At 72.9% G+C, this 19,296-nt stretch carries 14 protein-coding genes; 8 read left to right on the top strand and 6 right to left on the bottom strand.

Annotated elements, in window-relative coordinates:
• The first annotated feature begins 39 nt into the window (after positions 1-39).
• The 4 genes from OG747_RS06525 (at position 40) to OG747_RS06510 (ending at position 4,751) form a co-directional block, all read left to right on the top strand.
• A complete protein-coding gene (locus OG747_RS06525) occupies positions 40-1,458 on the top strand; it encodes a HEAT repeat domain-containing protein (protein WP_405878338.1) in 1,419 nt (472 codons plus the stop codon).
• A 139-nt stretch (positions 1,459-1,597) separates the two neighbouring features.
• Positions 1,598-2,722 (top strand): glycosyltransferase family 4 protein, encoded by a 1,125-nt coding sequence (locus tag OG747_RS06520; RefSeq protein WP_405878337.1) that lies wholly within the window; start codon positions 1,598-1,600, stop codon positions 2,720-2,722.
• Positions 2,719-3,873 (top strand): glycosyltransferase, encoded by a 1,155-nt coding sequence (locus tag OG747_RS06515; RefSeq protein ID WP_405878336.1) that lies wholly within the window; start codon positions 2,719-2,721, stop codon positions 3,871-3,873. Before OG747_RS06520 ends, OG747_RS06515 begins: the two co-directional genes overlap by 4 nt.
• Positions 3,870-4,751: an SGNH/GDSL hydrolase family protein gene (locus tag OG747_RS06510; RefSeq protein WP_405878335.1), complete on the top strand. Its 882-nt coding sequence runs from the start codon at positions 3,870-3,872 to the stop codon at positions 4,749-4,751. Before OG747_RS06515 ends, OG747_RS06510 begins: the two co-directional genes overlap by 4 nt.
• Before the next feature lie 53 nt (positions 4,752-4,804).
• Here OG747_RS06510 and OG747_RS06505 read toward each other — a convergent pair whose 3' ends face one another.
• The 5 genes from OG747_RS06505 to OG747_RS06485 form a co-directional block, all read right to left on the bottom strand.
• Positions 4,805-5,674, bottom strand: coding sequence for a biotin-dependent carboxyltransferase family protein (locus OG747_RS06505; protein WP_405878334.1), 870 nt, complete (start codon positions 5,672-5,674; stop codon positions 4,805-4,807).
• Positions 5,671-6,288 carry a 5-oxoprolinase subunit PxpB gene (gene pxpB, locus OG747_RS06500; RefSeq protein ID WP_405885460.1) on the bottom strand — a complete coding sequence of 206 codons (618 nt, stop codon included), beginning with the start codon at positions 6,286-6,288 and terminating at the stop codon, positions 5,671-5,673. Before pxpB ends, OG747_RS06505 begins: the two co-directional genes overlap by 4 nt.
• 23 nt (positions 6,289-6,311) lie before the next feature.
• Positions 6,312-7,070 (bottom strand): LamB/YcsF family protein, encoded by a 759-nt coding sequence (locus OG747_RS06495; RefSeq protein WP_405878333.1) that lies wholly within the window; start codon positions 7,068-7,070, stop codon positions 6,312-6,314.
• A 69-nt stretch (positions 7,071-7,139) separates the two neighbouring features.
• On the bottom strand, positions 7,140-7,991 hold the full coding sequence (locus OG747_RS06490) for a putative hydro-lyase (protein WP_405885459.1): 852 nt from the start codon (positions 7,989-7,991) through the stop codon (positions 7,140-7,142).
• A gap of 23 nt (positions 7,992-8,014) precedes the next feature.
• The gene (locus OG747_RS06485) at positions 8,015-9,358 is read right to left on the bottom strand and encodes an MFS transporter (RefSeq protein WP_405878332.1); all 1,344 of its coding nucleotides are present in this window, start codon (positions 9,356-9,358) and stop codon (positions 8,015-8,017) included.
• 183 nt (positions 9,359-9,541) lie between these two features.
• Between OG747_RS06485 and OG747_RS06480 the strand changes: the two genes are divergently transcribed.
• The 4 genes from OG747_RS06480 to OG747_RS06465 all read left to right on the top strand — a co-directional run bounded on the left by OG747_RS06480 (position 9,542) and on the right by OG747_RS06465 (position 17,681).
• The gene (locus tag OG747_RS06480; protein ID WP_405878331.1) at positions 9,542-10,246 is read left to right on the top strand and encodes a GntR family transcriptional regulator; all 705 of its coding nucleotides are present in this window, start codon (positions 9,542-9,544) and stop codon (positions 10,244-10,246) included.
• A gap of 151 nt (positions 10,247-10,397) precedes the next feature.
• Positions 10,398-11,915, top strand: a complete 1,518-nt coding sequence (locus OG747_RS06475) for a hypothetical protein (protein WP_405878330.1) — start codon at positions 10,398-10,400, stop codon at positions 11,913-11,915.
• Positions 11,916-12,048: 133 nt separating this feature from the next.
• On the top strand, positions 12,049-12,930 hold the full coding sequence (locus tag OG747_RS06470) for a hypothetical protein (protein WP_405878329.1): 882 nt from the start codon (positions 12,049-12,051) through the stop codon (positions 12,928-12,930).
• Positions 12,931-12,983: 53 nt separating this feature from the next.
• Positions 12,984-17,681: a hypothetical protein gene (locus OG747_RS06465; protein WP_405878328.1), complete on the top strand. Its 4,698-nt coding sequence runs from the start codon at positions 12,984-12,986 to the stop codon at positions 17,679-17,681.
• 51 nt (positions 17,682-17,732) lie between these two features.
• Here OG747_RS06465 and OG747_RS06460 read toward each other — a convergent pair whose 3' ends face one another.
• Entirely contained in the window at positions 17,733-19,283 is a 1,551-nt protein-coding gene (locus OG747_RS06460) for a GMC family oxidoreductase (RefSeq protein WP_405878327.1), read from the bottom strand.
• Positions 19,284-19,296: the final 13 nt, after the last annotated feature.

Raw genomic sequence — 19,296 nt, 5'->3', positions numbered from 1 at the left:
ATCCCGGTTGCGTCGACGCTTGATGTGAGGCTGTTTCCCATGTTCGATCCGGTCATAGCGCCCAGCGGTACGCTGCTCGGCCTGCTCCAGAGGGGCCGCGGCGACGGCACGCTGCACGCGCTCACCGCACCGCGCGCCGAAGCGCTCGCGGCACTGAACCACTGTGTGTTGCGCGACCCCCGCCACGACTGGCAGGTGGAGAACCGCTCCCTTTACTACGCCCGTCTCTACCTCGATCTGAGCGGCGAGCTCGACGAGATCGAGCGGCACCTCTTCGACGTCGAGGACGTCCTCGACGACTGCGAGTCCCGCACGGGGCTCGCCCTCGCGGTCCTCGGCCACCTCGCCTCGTACGGCAGGCGGGACGCCCTGGAACTGCTGCGCAGGTATGCCGCCTCGGGCAGCAATTGGGCCTGGGCCCTGGACGAGCTGGCGCTGCGCGACGACGACGCGGGCCTGCGCGCCCTCGCCGTCCCCGTGCTCGCCCGCTTCCCTGCCGACCCGGAGGGCGAGGCCGCGCTCGCCGCCCACGTGCGTGACGCCTTCGAGCCCCGGCCCTGGCGGCTGTGGGCCGACGATCCCCGCGCATCGATCGGCACGCGCGTGCGTGCCGCCCAGGAGCAGGGCTCCTTCGACCGATGGCAACGGCAACTGCGCCCCACCGGACCCCGTCCCGGCTGGAGTGTGCGGGCCGTGTTCGAGTGGGCCCAACAGGGCCTCGACCGCGGAGCCGCACTCCATGTGCCGGCCGCGCGCTGCCTCACGGCCGTCGCCGGCCCCGAGGACCGGCCCGAGATTCTCGAGGCCGCCCGCGACGGCGGCGACGGCGCCCGCTGTACCGCCTTGCGCTATCTCGCCGACAGCAATGATCCGGACGCTCTCGATCTGATCGAGGCCGCCGCGACCGGTGGTACGGCCGCGGTCACGGACGCCGCTGTCGACGCCTTCGAACGGATGCGCAGTGTCGCCGCCGTCGACCGGGCGCGAAGGTGGGCACAGCGGCCCGACGCCCTCGGCGCCGCGGCGGGACGGATGCTCGCCTGCCGGGGCGGCACCCAGGACAGCGAACTGGTGCTGGGCGCGCTGCGCGAGGCCGTACGCGGCGAAGGCCCCGACGCGCCCACGCTGTGGACCCTCGTCGACGGAGCCGGACGGCTCGGCATCGTCTGCGCCGCCCCCGTGCTGCGCCATGTCTACCGTGAAACCGCCTCGTCCCATCTGCGCGGGCGAGCCGCCCGGGCCCTCGCCGCCACCGACCCCTCCTTCCCCGCCGGCTTCGCCGTCGAGTGCCTGTGGGACTGCGAGGAGTCGACCCGCGAGGTGGCCGCACGACACGCCGAGACGGGTGACGCGCGCGTAGTCGATCAGTTGCGGCGGCTCGCGGCGGATCCGGCCGAGGAGGCGGAAGTCCAGACAGCCGTACGCAGCCGCATAGGGCCCGACGCACCCGCTGTATGAACACGAAGTGACCCGGGGGTCAGGAGGTCGTGGCCGCGGGCTGACCTGGAAATGCGTGCAGTACAACGCTCACGGGGCGTTCCTCGGCAGGAAAGATCCACGTTGACGCGGCCACGTCCAGCGCGGCGACAACACGGGTATGCGTGTCGTCATCGTGACCGAATCCTTTCCCCCCGATGTGAACGGCGTGGCCCACTGCGCGCTCCAGACCGCCCGGCACCTCGTCGATCGCGGTCACGCTCCCCTCGTCGTCGCCCCGGCCACAGCTGCCGGGAACGGGCCCGACGCCCTCGCGCCGTGTCCCGTCGTCCGTGTCCCCTCCCTACCGCTCCCCGGCTACCCCCAGGTCCGCGTCGCCCTCCCCAGCCGACGCGTCGCCGCCGCGATCACCGAACACCGCGCCGACATCGTCCACCTGGCCAGTCCCTTCATCCTCGGCGTCCGCGGCATGGCGGCCGCCGCCCGGCTCGGCGTCCCCGCCGTCGCCGTCTACCAGACCGACCTCGCCGGATACGCCCGTACGTACGTGGGCGCGGGCGAAGCCACCGCCTGGCGGCGCATACGCTCCGTCCACGCCGCCGCCGACCGGACGCTCGCCCCGTCCAGCGCGGCCCTGCACGACCTGGAGGCACACGGCGTGCCCCGGGTGCGGCTGTGGCCGCGCGGCGTGGACACCGTCCGCTTCCGCCCCGACCACCGGGACGAGGCACTGCGCCGTGAACTGGCACCGAACGGCGAGCTGATCGTCGGCTATGTCGGCCGGCTCGCCCCCGAGAAGCAGGTCGAACTGCTCGCCGGAGCCTGCGGCCTGGACGGCGTGCGGGTGGTGATCGTGGGTGACGGGCCCAGTGAAACCACCCTCCACGAGGCGCTGCCCGGCGCCGTCTTCCTCGGGCGCCGCACCGGCGACGAACTCGCCCGGATCTTCGCCTCCCTGGACGTCTTCGTGCACACCGGCCCCTTCGAGACCTTCTGCCAGACCGTGCAGGAGGCCATGGCCAGCGGGGTGCCGGTCGTCGCACCCGCCGCGGGCGGACCGCTGGACCTGGTCGCGCACGGCCGCACGGGCCTGCTGGTGCCGCCGCGCGACGCAGCCGCCGTCCGCGACGCGGTACGGGCCCTGGCAACCGACCCCGCCCTGCGGACCGCCTACGGGGTCGCCGGTCGGGCCACCGTCGAGGGCCGGACCTGGGCGGCCGTCGGCGACCAGCTCATCGACCACTACGCCGACGTGCTCTCCGCACGGACGGTGGTGGCGGCATGAGCCTGCGCATCGTACGGCTGGCCAACTTCGTCGCCCCCGCCTCCGGCGGCCTGCGCACCGCGCTGCGGGAGCTCGGCACCGGCTACCGGGCCGCAGGACACGAGCCCGTGCTCATCGTCCCCGGAGAGCGAGAGAGCAGCCGAGACACCGAGCAGGGCCGGGTGATCACACTGCCCGGGCCGCTGCTGCCCGGCACCGGCGGCTACCGCGTCCTCACGGACAAGCGCCGCGTCGCCCGCCTCCTGGAGTCGCTGGCCCCCGACCGGCTCGAGGTCTCCGACCGGACCACCCTGCGCTGGACCGGGGTGTGGGCGCGGCGGGCCCGGGTGCCCGCGGTCATGGTCTCCCACGAGACCGCCGACGGCGTGCTGCGGACCTGGGGGCTTCCCGAGGGGATGGCCCGCAAGGCCGCCGACGCCCTCAACATCCGTACGGCACACACCTACGCCCGGGTCGTGTGCACCACGGAGTTCGCGGAGCGCGAGTTCGTCCGCATCGGGGCCCGCAATGTCGTACGGGCCCCACTGGGCGTCGACCTGGTCGGCCGGCACCCAGGGCTGCGGGATTCCGGGGTACGCGGCCGTTACGCGCGCGCAGACGAAGTGCTGCTCGTGATGTGCTCCCGGCTGTCCGTCGAGAAGCGGCCGGGTACGGCGCTCGACGCGCTGGAGGCGCTGCTGCGGCGCGGAGAGCGGGCCGCGCTCGTCGTCGCCGGGGACGGGCCGCTGCGGGCCCGGCTCGAACAGCGGGCTCGGGAGCGGCGGCTGCCCGTCACCTTCCTCGGGCATGTCGCCGACCGGGCGCTGCTCGGCGCACTGCAGGCCTCAGCCGATGTGTGTCTGGCCCCCGGGCCCGCCGAGACGTTCGGGCTGGCCGCCCTGGAGGCGATGGCCTGCGGCACGCCCGTGGTGGCCAGCGCGGTGTCCGCCCTTCCGGAGGTCGTCGGATCGGCCGGGGCCACCGCCGCGGACAGTGGGGACTCCTTCGCGGACGCTGTACGGCTGCTCCTGGGACGCCCCGAGACCGCGCGCAGGGAAGCGGCACGCGCGCGTGCGGAGTGTTTCGGCTGGGGCACCGCCGTGGAGGCGTTCCTCGCGGCGCACGACGCGGTGGTCGAGGCCTCGCCCCGCTTGCAGGAGGGCGTCGGATGAGACCCCTCCGGTTCGTGGCCCTCGGGGACTCGCTGACGGAGGGCGTGGGCGACCCTGTGGGCGAGGCCTGGCGGGGCTGGGCCGCGCTGCTCGCGGATGGGCTGTCCGAGGGGCCGTCCAAGGGGCTGTCCGACGGTCCGGACGCGTCCGTCGAGTTCACCAACCTGGCGGTGAGCGGCGCGCAGACCCGCGACGTCCTGGAACGGCAGACACCGGCGGCACTGGCCCTGCGCCCGGACGTGGTGTCCGTCGTGATCGGCGTGAACGACACGCTGCGGTGCACCTTCGACATCCACGCCGTGGCCGCCCGGCTCGATCAGGTGTACGCGGCGTTCCGGGCCCAGGACGCCGTCCTGCTGACCGCCTGCCTGCCGGACCCCGGCGCGATGCTGGGGCTACCGGGGGCGCTGGCCAGGCCCCTGGCCCGGCGGCAGCGGGCCGTCAACACGGTCGTGCACGCCCTGTCCGAGCGCTACGAAGCCGTGCATCTGCACGCGGCGGAGGGCGCCTGGCTGACGGACCGCGCGATGTGGAGCGCGGACCGGCTGCACCCGGGGGAGCGGGGACACCGGCAATTCGCCCTGCACTTCCACGCGCTGCTCGCGCAGCAGGGCCTCGCCACCGGGGCCGCGCCCTCGGCCGAGCCCGAGTTCCCCGCGCCCACCCGGTCGGCCAGCCTGTGGTGGCTGGCCACCGCCGGGACGGGGTGGGTGGCCCGGAGGTGCACCGACCTGCTGCCACAGCTGCTCACCCTGGCCGCGGCGGAGGTACGTCACCGGGCGCGTGGCACCAGCGCCCGGCTCGACCTCAGCGCCTCGCACGCGGTGGCGTCCGCGCTGGCCGCGCTGTCGGTGGCGGAACAGCCGGACGCGGCATGAAGATTCAAGCGGCATGAAGACGGCATGACGGTTCAAGTGGGGAGTGCGGTACTTCAGCGGCGGCGTACGACCATGAAGCGGACCGGCGTGCCCGGGACCGCCTGAGCGGCCGCGGGGAGGTCGCTCGCCCGGACCACCGCGATCACCGGGTACCCCCCGGTGGTCGGATGGTCGGCGAGGAAGACGACCGGTCTGCCGTCGGGCGGTACCTGCACGGCGCCCAGCACCATGCCCTCACTGGGGAGTTCGCCGGAAACGGCCCTCTCCAGTGAGGGCCCTTCCGTACGCAGCCCTATGCGGTTGCTCGCGGAGGACACCCGGTAGGTGCCCGTCGCCAGGGTGCGCAGGGCCGAGGCCGTGAACCAGTCCTCGCGCGGTCCCGGAACCACGCGCAGGACCAGCTCCGAGGGCGGCCCCGGGTGCGGAACCACGTCCACGCGCGCGTGGACGCCATCGGGATGTCCCAGGGGCAGCACCGTACCGTCCGCGAGGGGCGGCGGGCCCAGGCCCGAGAGGAGGTCCGTGGAGCGACTGCCGAGTACCGGATCCACGGCGACTCCGCCGGTGACCGCCACATAGCTGCGCACTCCCGCGCGGGCCGGCCCGATGTCCAGCAGAGCCCCGGCGGGGACGCGTACGGGGGCTCCCCAGGGCGCCGGACGGCCGTCCACCGTGACCGGGCAGGGCGCGCCCGTGACAGCCACCGTGACCGTCGAACGCGGCTGCAGGCCACAGCCATTGAGGGTCGTCTCCAGGACCGCCGCCTCCACGGGGTTGCCGACGAGGCGGTTGGCCAGCGCCGCCGCGGGCGCGTCCAGCGCGCCGGAGCGGGGAACGCCGAGGTGGGCATGGCCGGGGCGGCCCCGGTCCTGGACGGTGGTCAGAGCCCCGGCCCGGACGACGGCGAGGGCCCGGTCGGTCATGAGCACCCCGCCGGTACGAACCGGACCCGCGTCCCCGGTGCGAGCAGCGCGGCCGGCACGCGCGCGTGGTCCCACAGCGCCGCGTCCGTCGTGCCGATCAGCTGCCAGCCGCCCGGCGACGAGCGCGGGTACACACCCGTGTACGGGCCCGCGAGCGCCACGGACCCCGCCGGAACAGCCGTCCGCGGAGTCGCCCGGCGCGGCACGTCGTACCGGGACGGCAGCCCCGTGAGGTAGCCGAAGCCGGGCGCGAACCCGCAGAAGGCGACGCGGAATTCGGCCGCCGCGTGGATCTTTGGCACTTCGTGCTCCGGCACCTTCCACAGGGCCGCGACCTCTGCGAGATCGGGACCGTCGTACCGTACGGGGATTTCGACCGTCGCCTCCGCGCGCGCGGACGGCGGCGGGATCTCCCAGGTGGAGAGCTGTTCCGCCAGCCGCCCAGGGTCGTCCAGGCCGTCCAGGAGGACCGTGCGGGCCGCGGGGACGATCTCCTTGACGGACAGGGAGCCCTCCGCGCGGCGGCGCAGCAGTTCGGCGTGCAGGGCCTGGGCCGCCTCTCCCGAGGAGACCTCGACGAGCAGGGCGCGGTCGCCGACCGGTAGCGCTCTCATGCCGTCGTCGGCGAGGAATGCCCTCATACGAAAGCCTTCACCTGGACGCCCGAGGACTCCAGACGTGTGCGGACCCGGCGCGCCAGGTCCACCGCGCCCGGGGTGTCCCCGTGCAGGCACAGGGAGCGGGCGCGGACCGGGATGCGCTCCCCGGAGTGGGACGTCACCGTGCCGAAGCGGGCCAGGCCCAGGGAGCGTTCGACGACCACCTCGGCGTCCGTGATCACCGAGCCTGTCTGGGTGCGCGGCATCAGGGTGCCCTCCTCGGTGTAGGCGCGGTCCGCGAACGCCTCGGTCGCGGTGGGCAGTCCGGCCTGCTCGGCCAGCTTCAGGAAGCGGGAGGAGGGCAGGCCGAGGACGGGCAGCGCGGCGCCCGCCAGCCGAATGCCCGCGACGACCGCCGCCGCCTGTTCCTCGTCGTGCACGACGCGGTTGTAGAGCGCGCCGTGCGGTTTCACATACGACACGCGTGCGCCCGCCGCTCGCGCGAAGACCTCCAAGGCGCCGATCTGGTAGGCCACTTCGGCCGCCAGCTCGTCGGGCGGCACGTCCATCGCGCGCCGCCCGAAACCCGCCAGGTCGCGGTAGGAGACCTGGGCGCCGATCCGTACGCCCCGCCCGGCCGCCAGCTCGCACACCCGCCGCATGGTGGCCGCGTCCCCGGCGTGGAAGCCGCAGGCCACATTGGCGCTGGTGACGACGGACAGCAGCTGCTCGTCGTCGGTCAGCCGCCAGCGGCCGAAGCCCTCGCCGAGGTCGGCGTTGAGATCGATCAGGGTCATGAGGTGCAATCTCTCCTTTTCGGGCTGTTCGCGGCCACTTCGGGCAACTTCGGTCGTCGCTGGGCCGCTTCAGGCCACCCGGTGCTGCTCGTCGCGGGCGTCGGTGAGGAACATCTGGCCCGGTGCGTGGGTGATCGCGAAGGGTGGGCGGGACGCCATCACGGCCGCCTGGGGTGTCACTCCGCAGGCCCAGAACACCGGGATGTCGTCCGGCTCGGTGTCCACGGCGTCGCCGAAGTCGGGGCGCGAGAGATCCTCGATGCCCAGGCCCGAGGGCTCGCCGCAGTGCACCGGGCTGCCGTGCACGGCGGGCATGAGGCTGCTCTCCCTGATCGCCGTGGCCAGGTGTTCGGGTGGGACGGGGCGCATGGACACCACCATGGGGCCGTGCAGCCGCCCGGCCGGACGGCACTGGCGCCCGGTCACGTACATGGAGACGTTGCGGCCCTGTTCGATGTGGCGCATCGGGACGCCCGCCTCGGTCAGCGCCCACTCGAAGGTGAAGCTGCAACCGATGAGGAAGGAGACCAGGTCGTCGCGCCAGCGGTCGACCACGTCCGTGGGCTCGTCGACCAGTTCGCCGTGCTCCCACACCCGGTAGCGCGGCAGATCGGTGCGCAGGTCCGCGCCCTCGGCGAGCGGGGTGGTCCAGGAGCCGGCGTCGGTGACGTCGAGGACCGGGCAGGGCCCCGGGTTGCGCTGGCAGAACAGCAGCATGTCGTACGCCCAGTCGGCGGGCACCGAGATCAGATTGGCCTGGGTGTGGCCCGCGGCGACTCCGGCGGTGGGGCCCGACACGCCCGCACGGAACCGGGCGCGCGCCTTTTTGGGGGTCCACGCGTGCGCGTGGCCGTCGATGTCGAGGAGGCTCAGCGGGCGGTCCTGGGTGGGGCTTGACGACTGGTTCCGGGTGAGGGTCAACGGTTGGTCCGGGATGGTGTGGTTCACAGGAGTTCCTTCCCACGGGTCTCGGGGAGCCCGATCAGTGCCAGGGCGGCGAGGGCGTAGCCGATCGCGCCGAAGACCAGGGCGCCGCCCACCCCCCAGCTGTCGGCGAGGAAGCCGACGGCGGTGGGGAAGGCGGCGCCCACGGCCCGCCCGGTGTTGTACGTGAAGCCCTGCCCCGTGCCGCGCACCGCCGACGGGTACAGCTCGCTGAGGAAGGAGCCGAAGCCGCTGAAGATCGCCGACATACAGAAGCCGAGCGGGAAACCGAGCACAAGGAGAAGCGTGTTGGCGCCGCTCGGGATGTTGGCGTAGGTGAGGATGCAGGCTGCGGAGAGGATCGCGAAGAGCAGGATGTTCCGCTTGCGGCCCAGCTTGTCGGTGAGATAGCCGCCGGTGAGGTAGCCGATGAAGGCCCCGGAGATCAGGAACGTCAGGTAGCTGCCGGTGCCGACGACGGACAGACCCCGCTCCTTCTTGAGGTAGGTGGGCACCCAGGTGGCCAGGGTGTAGTAGCCGCCCTGGACACCGGTGGAGAGCAGGACCGCGAAGAACGTGGTGCGCAGCAGGCCGGGGCCGTCGGCCGTGGCGGGCTTGAAGATCGCTGTGAACGAGCCCTTCTCGGCGCTCTTCTCACGCACGGCGGCCGCTTCCGGGGCGTCCTGCACCCGGCGCCGCACCCAGACGACGAGCAGCGCGGGCAGCGCACCGGTCCAGAACATCACGCGCCAGGCCAGGTCGTCGCCGAGGAACTGGAAGACCAGCGTGTAGACGATCACCGCCAGTCCCCAGCCGACGGCCCAGGAACTCTGGATCGCGCCGAGCGTGCGCCCTCGGTGCTTCGCGCTCGAGTACTCGGCGACCAGGATCGCGCCGACCGCCCACTCACCACCGAAACCGAGGCCCTGAAGGGCGCGGAAGACCAGCAGCGTCTCGTAGTTGGGTGCGAAGCCGCAGGCCACCGTGAACACCGCGTAGGTGATCACAGTGATCATCAGTGCCTTGACGCGTCCGATCCGGTCCGCGACCACACCTGCGATCGCGCCGCCGATCGCCGAGACGACCAGGGTGACGGTGGTGAACAGACCGGTCTGGCCGCTGTCCAGGCCGAAGTACGCCGCCAGCGCGACCATGCTCAGCGGCAGTGTGAAGTAGTCGTACGAGTCGAGCGCATAGCCGCCGAATGCGCCGGCGAAGGCCTGTCGGCCCCGCGGACCGAGTGCGTGCAGCCAGGCGAACGGTCCTTCCTGGGCGGTGAGTTCAGCCGTGCCGGGCCGGGTGCCGGCGGTCAGGGCCTGGGTTGGAGGGGGCGTGCCGGGCGTCGTGCCGGGGGTCGTGCTCATGGGCACCTCGCAGTGAGGGACGGAGGGTGCTTGAGGACTGAGCCGTGCCGTGCGGTCGTGCCTTGCCGTGCCTTGCCGTGCCTTGCCGTGCGGTGGGCGCCTGACCGACAAGGTAGAGGATCGTTGAACGATCCTTCAATACCCGTGTTGTTTCGTTCTCATTTCTGCGATTGAATTCCGGGCATGGCAGAGCTGACGGGACTGGCCGACGATCGCGCCCTGCTGGGCCGCACCAGCACCGCCGAGCGGGTCTCGGACATCCTCAGGAGCCGTATCGCCGAGGGGTACTTCCCGCCCGGGTCACGGCTGTCCGAGGACAGCATCGGCGGGGCGCTCGGCGTCTCCCGCAACACGCTGCGCGAGGCCTTCCGGCTGCTCACACACGAGCGACTCCTTGTGCACGAGCTCAACCGCGGGGTCTTCGTGCGGGTGCTGACCATCGAGGACGTCGAGGACATCTACCGCACCCGCACCCTCGTCGAGTGCGCCGTGGTCCGTGGCCTCGGCAAGCCGCCGTACGCCGTGGACGGCCTCGCCGAGGCCGTCGCGGACGGGCAGCGGGCGGCGCGCGAAGGTGACTGGAAAGGAGTGGGTACGGCCAACATCCACTTCCACCGGGAACTGGTGGCGCTCGCCGGGAGCGCCCGCACCGACGAGCTGATGCGCAGCGTCTTCGCCGAACTGCGCCTCGCCTTCCATGTGGTGGCCGATCCGCGGCGGCTGCACGAGCCGTACCTCGCGCGCAACCATGAGATCCTCAAGACGCTCCGGACGGGCGACCCCGACGGGGCCGAGCAGCTGCTCGCGGTCTATCTCGACGACTCCCTCGCGGGGGTCGTGGAAGCGTACGCGCGGCGGGTCGCCGACGGGACGCAGGGGATCGACTGAGGCGGTTTCGGACCGGCTGTGGCGGCGGTTCGCTCCGTTGCTCTCGCGAGGCGGCGACCGCAGCGTGCTGCACGGGCGTGGGGCCGGTGTGACGGCGGTCGCTTCTGCGTCGTTTCGACCGTTGTCAGACCGAGGACCTAGTCTGTGCACCGTGACTTCGCCTGCATCGACGGACAGCGTTCCGCCCCAGCTCAGCGCGGGGCCGCGCCCCGCGCTGGGCCCGGCCGCCGACGAGGGCCTGGCGCGGCGGCTGCGCGCGCTCGCCTGCACCGCGCCGCTGCACGACCTGGATGTGCGCAAGGCGAATCTCGCGGGTGAGTACACGGTGTACGGGATGGCCGAGGTGGCCCTCGCCGCCATCGACCTCGTCACACTGAACATGGACTTCGACACGGGCGCCGACCACGACCAGATAGTGGCCCGGCTCATCCCCCGCATCGCCGCCCAGGCCCCGCAGCGGCCCGTCGCCGAGCACGAGCGCGTGGCGAAGTGGGTCCTGGAGAACCTGATCAACGTCGGCAGCGTCGACCGCGGCTTCCGGGCCGTATACGGCACCTTCGCGCCGGACGGCTCCTATGTGCGCCGCGACTACGACTTCAAGCTGATCGAGGAGGTGCCCGGGTACGGGGGGACCGTCTATCTCCGTACGACGGACGAGGCCGTCAACGTCCTCGTCGGAGCCCTCGACACCGACGTCACCAGCGCGCAGATCGCCGCCGAGGTCAAGCTGGAGGTGCTGATCAGCCGCGGCCGGCTCGCCGACGCACAGCTCGCCGCCGAACAGGCCCGGTACCGGACCGTGCAGTACTCGGAGACCCTCCGCAAGGCGCTCGACGCGACCCGGCGCAATGTCCGCGCCGTCGACTGGCTCCAGGCCGTGCCCGACATGATCGCCGAGGCGCTCGATCACGTGGCCGACCGCTACCGCCACGAGAACGCGATCCTCACCAACATCCGCAAGGCCCGCGACGAGTCCGAGGACCCCGAGCAGAAGCGCCGAGCCGCCGAGCTCGTCGACATCGTCAAGGACTGCATCCGGCGCCATACGCAGCTGCAGTCCCGGCTCCTGGAGGCTGGACCGCTGTTCCGCGCCGAGCAGGACCGGCAGGCCTTCGCCACGCCCATGACGACCTCGGGGATCGACCTCTACGGGCACCTCGTCGCGCCCGTGCTGCCGCTGCCCGTCGCGCAGGCGCGGCGCGTGACGGACGCGTTCTTCGCGCGCGGGACGGGGCTGCGGACGCCCGTTTCCGTCCGGGTGGGGGATCTTGTGGACCTCCTGCTGACGCCGCCCCTGGAGCGGGAGCACCTGGGAGCGGAGATGCCCGAGCCGGACCTCATCGCCACGCCGGACGACAGCCGGTTCAGCGAGGAGCAGCTCGCTTCCGCGATGGAGCTGCTGGATCTGCCCGCGGACGCGCCGCGGCGGTTGTCGGGGCTGCTGGCGGAGGCACGCCTGCGGGATGCCGAACTTCCTTACCTGGTTGCGCTGTTGGCCGTTCACGCGGCCAGCCCGCCCGTCGGTACGGCCTACCGGCAGGGGGAGGAGAAGCTGCTGTTCGCCGTGGACGACGGGACCGAGCTGGATGATCCGGAGTTCGGAGGGGCGGATCTCATCGTGGGTATGGCTTTGCTGGACGCGGCGGGGATGGCGGCGGATCGGCGGTGAATGTCTCGTTGGAAGAGCCGGAGAGCTGCGGGTTGTTCGTGACCTGCGGGTCCGTCGTGGCTTGTCGCGCAGTTCCCCGCGCCCCTGACAGGGGCGCTTTCGTCACCGTATCTCTGGACAAGGAGCCCTTGCCGTGACCGAGCAGCACGTCGAGTGGAGTGAGCCGGATGTCGTCGCCGCGCCGGCGAACGCTCCTGTCACGCCCGCCGACGCCGCCGACGCGGCGCGGCTCGTCGCCTTCGGGCTGCAGCCCAAGTTGCAGCCGGCGCGGGACCAGGAGTACGCGGAGCTGCTGCGGCGGTACCGGGAGGACCCGCCGTTCGCGCGGCTCGCCGACGCCGTGGCCGCCGGGCTCGGTCTGGTCGTGCTGGAGGTGTCCCCGCGCGCGGGGATGGCGGTGACGGCCGCCGAGGACTCGGTGTTCGCCGTCCGCATGGGCGACTACGCCCGTCGCACCTCGGCCGACTCCGCGGACCGCTTCCTGCACGGCCTCGCCCACCTCGCCGTCGCCGCGATGGCCTTCCCGCGCCCGGAGGACCTCGCGGACGACGGGTACATCGGGCGCGTCTCGGTCAACGGCGTCGACGCGTTCGTACGACAGGCCTGCCGCCGCCTGGAGGAGGGCGCCGAGGAGCAGGGCGAGAACACCGATCCGGCGACCGAGGCGCCCGGTCTGGAGGCGGCCTGGCGGATCTGGGCGCGGCGCAGCTCCACCGGCGCCACGAAGGACGCGCGAAGACTGGCCGGTTCGACCACCGGCATCGTCGGCAAGGCCGTCGCGTTCCTCACCGACTCCGGGTTCCTGCAGCGGACCGGGGACGACTCCGGGGGGACGTACCGGACGACGGCCCGCTACCAGCTCCAGGTGCGGGACATGGCGGGCAGCGCCGCGATGGCCGAGCTCCTCGAACTGGGCGTCGTTCCGGTGACCGACGGCACCCCGACGCTGCTGCCCGCCGAGCACACCGACGACCTGGAGCTGGTGGCCGACGCCGGTCTGCCGTTCCACTCCTGACCTTCCCCGACCTTCCTCACGTATCCGAAGACTTACCACGAGAGTCCGCCGCCATGTACGAGCTGTCCCGGGTCCGCCTCTACTCCATCGGGCCTGCCGGTGCGCGCTACGCCGACACCGTGCTGGACCTGCGGGGTGTAGGCGAGCCCGTGCCCGACCCCGCGCCCATGCAGGCGGAGTTCTTCGAGGAGGAGCCCGTCGGGCCGCCGCGCCGGCCCGCGCCCGCCGGCGTGCTGTTCCTGGAGAACGGCGGCGGCAAGTCGGTGCTGCTCAAGCTGATCTTCTCGGTGATGCTGCCGGGCCACCGCAACACACTGGGCGGCGCCAGCTCCGGAGTGCTGCGCAAGTTCCTGCTCGCCGACGACTGCGGTCATGTCGCGCTGGAGTGGCAGCACACACTGACCGGCGAGTGCGTCGTGGTCGGCAAGGCCAGCGAGTGGCGGGGGCGGCAGGTCTCCAACGACCCGCGGAAGTTCGCCGAAGCCTGGTACTCCTTCCGGCCCGGTCCCGGGCTGAGCCTGGACAACCTGCCCGTCGCCGAGGCGACCGCCGTCCGGCCGCCCGTCGAGGGCGCGTCCGGCGCCCAGGGGCGGCGGCGCACCATGAAGGGCTTCCGGGACGCCCTCACCGAGGCGGGCAAGGCCTACCCCCATCTCGAAGTGCACTGGGAGGAGATCCACGACCGCTGGAACGAGCATCTGACGGAACTCGGCCTCGACCCCGAACTCTTCCGCTACCAGCGGGAGATGAACGCCGACGAGGGCGAGGCCGCCGGCCTCTTCGCGGTCAAGAAGGACTCCGACTTCACCGACCTGCTGCTGCGCGCGGTGACCGACACGCGGGACACCGACGGGCTCGCCGACCTGGTCGGCGGCTTCGGCAACAAGCTGGGGCGGCGGGCCGAGCTGATCGCCGAGCGGGACTTCACGGCGGGCTCCGTGGATCTGCTCGGTCGGATCGTCGAGGCAGCCGAGGCACGGGCACGCGCGCGTGACATCCATGCGGGCGCCGAGCGGCGTACCCGCACGCTGGCCCGGCGGCTGTCCGCACGGGCCGTGCGGGAGCGCGTCCGCGCCGGAGAACTCGCGCAGCGGGTGACCGCCGCCGCGTACGCCGTCACCCACGCCGAGGGCGCCCGCGAGCGCAGCGCGCTGATCACCGCCGAACTCGCCTACCGCCACGCCTCGTTGGCGCTCGCCGGGGCCGAGAAGTCCGCGGCCGCCCAGAAGCGCGAACTGGCCGACGCGCGCACCCTGCACTCCTCCTGGCAGGCCGCCGAGCTCGTCCTGCGACACCGCGCCGCCGCCGACCGCTCCGCGCGCGTGGCCGCCGCGATCCTCGAGGCCGAGCGGGACGCCGCACCCGCGCTCGCCGCCCGCGCCAAGGCCGCCGTCGACCTCGTACGTGCCCTGCACCGCGCCGCCGAAGGCGCCGAGACGCTCGCCAACGAGGAGGAGGAGCGGTCCGCCGGACTCCAAGAGGTCGGTGAGACCGCGTACGCGGACTCGACCGCCGCGGCCACCGCCGCACAGCGCGCCCGCAGCGAGGTCGGACATCTGCGTCAGCGCCTCAGCGAGGTCGAGCAGGAGACCGCCGAGGCGGTGCGCGCGGGCTGGCTCGACGACAGCGCGCCCGACGCCGACCCGGCCCGCGCCGCCCTCGCCGCCAGCGACGCCGAGAAGGCGGCCGTCGCGGCGTGGGACACCGCGCGGGAGGCCTCGCGACGGGCCTCGGAGCACGCCCGCGAGGCGGCGTCCGCCGAGTCCCGCGCCGAGCTGACGGCCGCCCGCGCGGCGGACGCGGCGACGGCGGCCGAGCGCGCGTACGACGGAGAGCGCCGTACGGCGGAGGCACTGGCCCGGGAGGAGCGGCTCGCGGAGCTGCTCAGCCTGCCGGGTGCCTCCGGAACGCGACGCGGCGGGGTACCGGTGCCCCGGGCGGCCGGGGACGCCGCTGCCTCCGGCGGTCACGGCAAGGACCGCGACACCGGCCGAGGTGTCCGCAGCACCTCCGCCGACATCTGGACGGAGGACGAAGGCGCCCTCACCCCCGAGGAGTTGGACCAGTACGCCGACGAACTGCGCGAGCTGCTCGACGACGGCGTCGCCTCCGCCGAGCGCCAGCTCTTCGAGCTGCGGACCGCCGCTGCCGACGACGCCCGGATCCTCGGCGCTCTCGGCGACGGCGGACTGCTGCCGCCCGGCCCGGACGTGCTCGCCACCGTCGAGTACCTCGGCGAGCACGGCATCCCCGCGCTGCCCGGCTGGCGCTACCTCGCCCAGGCCGTCGACCCCGCCGACCACGCGCGCGTGCTGGCCGCCCGGCCCGAGCTCGTCGACGGCGTGATCATCACCGACCCGGACACCCACGCGCGGGCCCGCGAGGCGCTCATCGACGCGGCGCTGCTGCCGCGCTCCGCCGTCGCCGTCGGCACGGCCGCCGCGCTGCTCGCCCCGACCCCGGCCCCTGACGCGGGCGACAGCGGCGTCTTCCTCGTACCGCCGAACCCGGCCATGCACGACGAGCACGCCGCCGACGAGGAGCGACAGGCGCTGCGCACCCGTGCGACCGAGCGGGACGAGGAGATCCGTACGCTCGCGGCCCGGCTCGGCAAGGACCGGGAGCTGGCGGCGCGGCTCGCGTCCTGGCGCACCGGCTGCCCCGCCGGGCGGCTCGTCGAACTGGCCGCAGCGGCCGGGCACGCGCGCGCGTTCGCCGAGGAGGCCGAGGCCGAGCTCGCCGAGGCGCGCACCGTGCGGGCCGAGGCCGACGAGACGGCGGCCGAGGCAGCACTTGTAAGGGACGAGCGGCAGGACGCCGCCCAGCGCGCCCGGCGCGCCGCCGACGCGCTCGCCGGACTCGCCTTCCGCCTGCGCGAACGCGCCGGCTGGCAGGTCAAGGTGCGCGAACTCGCCGACGAGGCCGCCGAGTCGGAGGCCCGCGCCCAGGTCTGCCTGGAGCGCGCCCGTGCCGCCGACGAGGACCGTCGCGCTGCCCAGCGCGCCGCCGACGACGCCCGCCGCACGGCCCGTGCGCTGCGCGCCGAGCGTGCGGAGATCGCGGGCGCCCCCGACGACGTATCGGAGGACGAGTCCCACGCGGCGAAGTCCTCACTGCCCGCCCTGCGCGAGGCCTACCGGTCCGCGTCGCAGCTGTACGAGAAGGTCGGCGTCGGCGCCGATCTCCGCGCCGAGCAGGCGCGGGCCGAGAGCGACGAGAGCGCGGCCCTCGCCGAGCTGGACCGGCTCAGCAACAAGGTGCGCACGCGCGCCGCGCAGCTCCTGGAATCGCCCGACGGTTCCGACGGACCGTCCCGGCAGGCCGCGGTCGCCCGCGCCGAGGAGCTCGTGCAGCTCCTGGAGACCCGGATGTCGACCGCGAGCGAGCAGCTCGGGCGGCTGCGCGGTGAGGCCGAACGGCACGCGCCCGAGGACGGCGAGGTCCACACCGAGCTGTCGGAGGAACTGATCCCGCGCGACGCCGAGCACGCGCAGTCGCTGCTGCGCACGGCCACCGGTGAACTCGCCTCCCGCACCGAGGCGCTCAGCCAGGCCCGCGAGGCGCACGCCGAGCTGCTCGACGCGCATCGCGCCGCCGAGGACGCGGCCGGTGGTTTCGACGAGACGGCTGCCCTGCTCCGCGACCTGCTGCGCGAGCACTCCGACGAGGAGCAGGAGGAGCCCGAGCCCTACCCCGGCACCCTGGAAGAGGCACGGCACTCCGCCGCCGAGACCCGCCGCTCCCTGCGCGGCTGTGCCGCCGACCTCTCCGCCGCCGAGAGCGCCGTGCGTGAGGCCGGCGACATCCTCGTACGGCATGCCAACTCCACCCGCTACGAGCAGGTGCGTACCCCCGCCCGGCAGCAGATCCGTGAGCTGCCCGCGTCCGCGCTGCCCGAGCACGCCCAGAAGTGGGCGGACGCCTTCGCGCCCCGGCTGCGGGTGCTGACGGACGAGTTGGCGCAGCTGGAGCGCAACCGGGACTCGATCGTGGACCGGCTGCGTGGGCTGGTGGAATCGGCTCTCGCCACTCTGCGGTCCGCGCAGCGGCTGTCCCGGCTGCCGGAGGGGCTGGGTGAGTGGTCCGGGCAGGAGTTCCTGCGCATCCGCTTCGAGGAGCCCGACCAGGCCATGCTCACCGAGCGGCTCGGCGAAGTCGTCGACGAGGCCACTCGCGCGGCCGTCAAGAAGAACTCCGACATGCGCCGTGACGGGATGTCGCTGCTGCTGCGCGGAGTCGGCGCCGCGCTCCAGCCGAAGGGTATCGCCGTGGAGATCCTCAAGCCGGACGCCGTACTGCGCGCCGAGCGCGTCCCCGTCGGTCAGATGGGAGACGTGTTCTCCGGTGGTCAGCTGCTCACCGCCGCCATCGCGCTGTACTGCACGATGGCGGCGCTGCGCAGCAACGACCGGGGCCGCGACAAGCACCGGCACGCCGGCACGCTCTTCCTCGACAACCCCATCGGGCGCGCCAACGCGACCTACCTGCTGGAGTTGCAGAGGGCCGTGTCGGACGCGCTCGGCGTCCAACTCCTCTACACCACCGGCCTGTTCGACACGACCGCGCTCGCCGAGTTCCCCCTCGTGATCCGGCTGCGCAACGACGCCGATCTGCGCGCCGGGCTGAAGTACATCAGGGTCGAGGAACACCTCCGGCCGGGACTGCCACGTGAGGCTCCCGCCGGGGAAGCCGTGCACACCGAGATCACGGCGACGCGGATGTTCAAGCGTCCGGCGCCGATCGCCCCGTAGGACGTAAGGGTCGTGGGGAACGCAGTTCCCCACGACCCTTACGGGGTGTTTCTACACGTCCTCCTTCACCAGGTCCGCGCACTTCTCGCCGATCATCATGGTGGTGATGCAGGGGTTGACGGAGATCAGATCCGGCATCACCGAACCGTCCGCGACCCGCAAGCCCTCCACCCCCTTGACCCGCAGCCGCGCGTCGAGCGGGGCCGAGGTGTCATCGTCCGCGCCCATCTTCACGGTGCAGGACGGGTGGTAGACGGTGTTGTGGGTCTTGTGGATGTAGTCGAGCAGCTCGTCGTCCGTCTGAACGTCAGGTCCGGGAGCCAGTTCGGCGCCCGCCCAGCCGCTCAGCGCGGGCTGCGAGGCGATCTTCCGTGCGAGCTTCAGCCCGTACGTCATCACGCGCACGTCGTGCTCGTGCGTGAAGTAGCGCGGGTCGACCATCGGCTTGTCCCGGTAGTCGCGCGTGCGCAGCCGCACGGTGCCGCGTGACTTCGCGCGGGTGACGTTCGGTGTGAGGCAGAACGCGTTCTCGGACGTCGGGAACCCGTGCCGAGCCGTGTTCATGTCGAACGGCACCGAGCCGTAGTGGTACATCAGGTCCGGCCGGTCCAGGCCCGGTTCGGTGTCGTAGAAGATGCCCGCTTCCCACCACTGGCTGGACGTGGTGGTCATCGGCTGCTTGGCCTCCCACATGATGACGCCTTCGGGGTGGTCCTGGAGGTTCTCGCCGACACCCGCCGAGTCCACCACCACCTCGACACCCACGTCACGCAGATGCGCGGCGGGCCCGATGCCCGAGAGCATCAGCAGCTTGGGCGTGTCGATGGACCCGCAGGACACGATCACCTCGCGGCGGGCGCGCACCGTCCGGGTGTGGATCAGGTCCGGGTCCAGGTACTCGGCGCCCACGCAGCGACGCCCTTCGAGCACGAGTTTCTTGGCCCGTACCCCGGTGCGCACCTCCAGATTCGGCCGCTTGCCCATGACCGGGTGGAGATACGCGACCGACGAGGACTGGCGGATGTTGTTCTCGTCGGAGTTGATCTGGAACCAGTTGGCGCCCCGGACCACGGTCTTGCCGGTGTTGAAGGCGGTGGTCGGAATGCCAGCCTGCGCACACGCCTCCAACAGGGCCGTGCCACAAGGGTCTTCACCCTTCAGCGTGCGCAGCCTCACCGGGCCGGTGCGGCCGTGGTGGTCGCCGGGAGCGTCGTTGGACTCCAGCCGCTGGTAGAACGGGAAGAGTTCGGCCGCACTCCACCCCGTACAGCCCGCGGCGGCCCAGTCGTCCAGGTCCTCCGCGGGTGCCCAGAAGGCGATACAGGAGTTGTGCGAGGAACAGCCGCCGAGCACCTTGGCGCGGGCGTGCCGCATAAAACTGTTGCCGCTGGCCTGCGGTTCGACCGGGTAGTCCCAGTCGTAGCCGGACTCCAGCAGCCCCATCCAGCGCTCCAGCTTGAGGATGTCGTCGTCACCGACATCGCTGGGGCCCGCCTCCAGGACGCACACGGTGACGGACGGGTCCTCGGAGAGTCGGGCCGCGACCACGTTGCCCGCGGTGCCGCCGCCGACCACGACATAGTCGAACTCATCGACGTTCATGGGAAGTTGACCT

Source organism: Streptomyces sp. NBC_01384, assembly GCF_045040035.1.
Taxonomy (GTDB): Bacteria; Actinomycetota; Actinomycetes; order Streptomycetales; family Streptomycetaceae; genus Streptomyces.
Note: the sequence above shows the minus strand (reverse complement) of the source record. Positions and strands in the feature narration are given on the sequence as shown.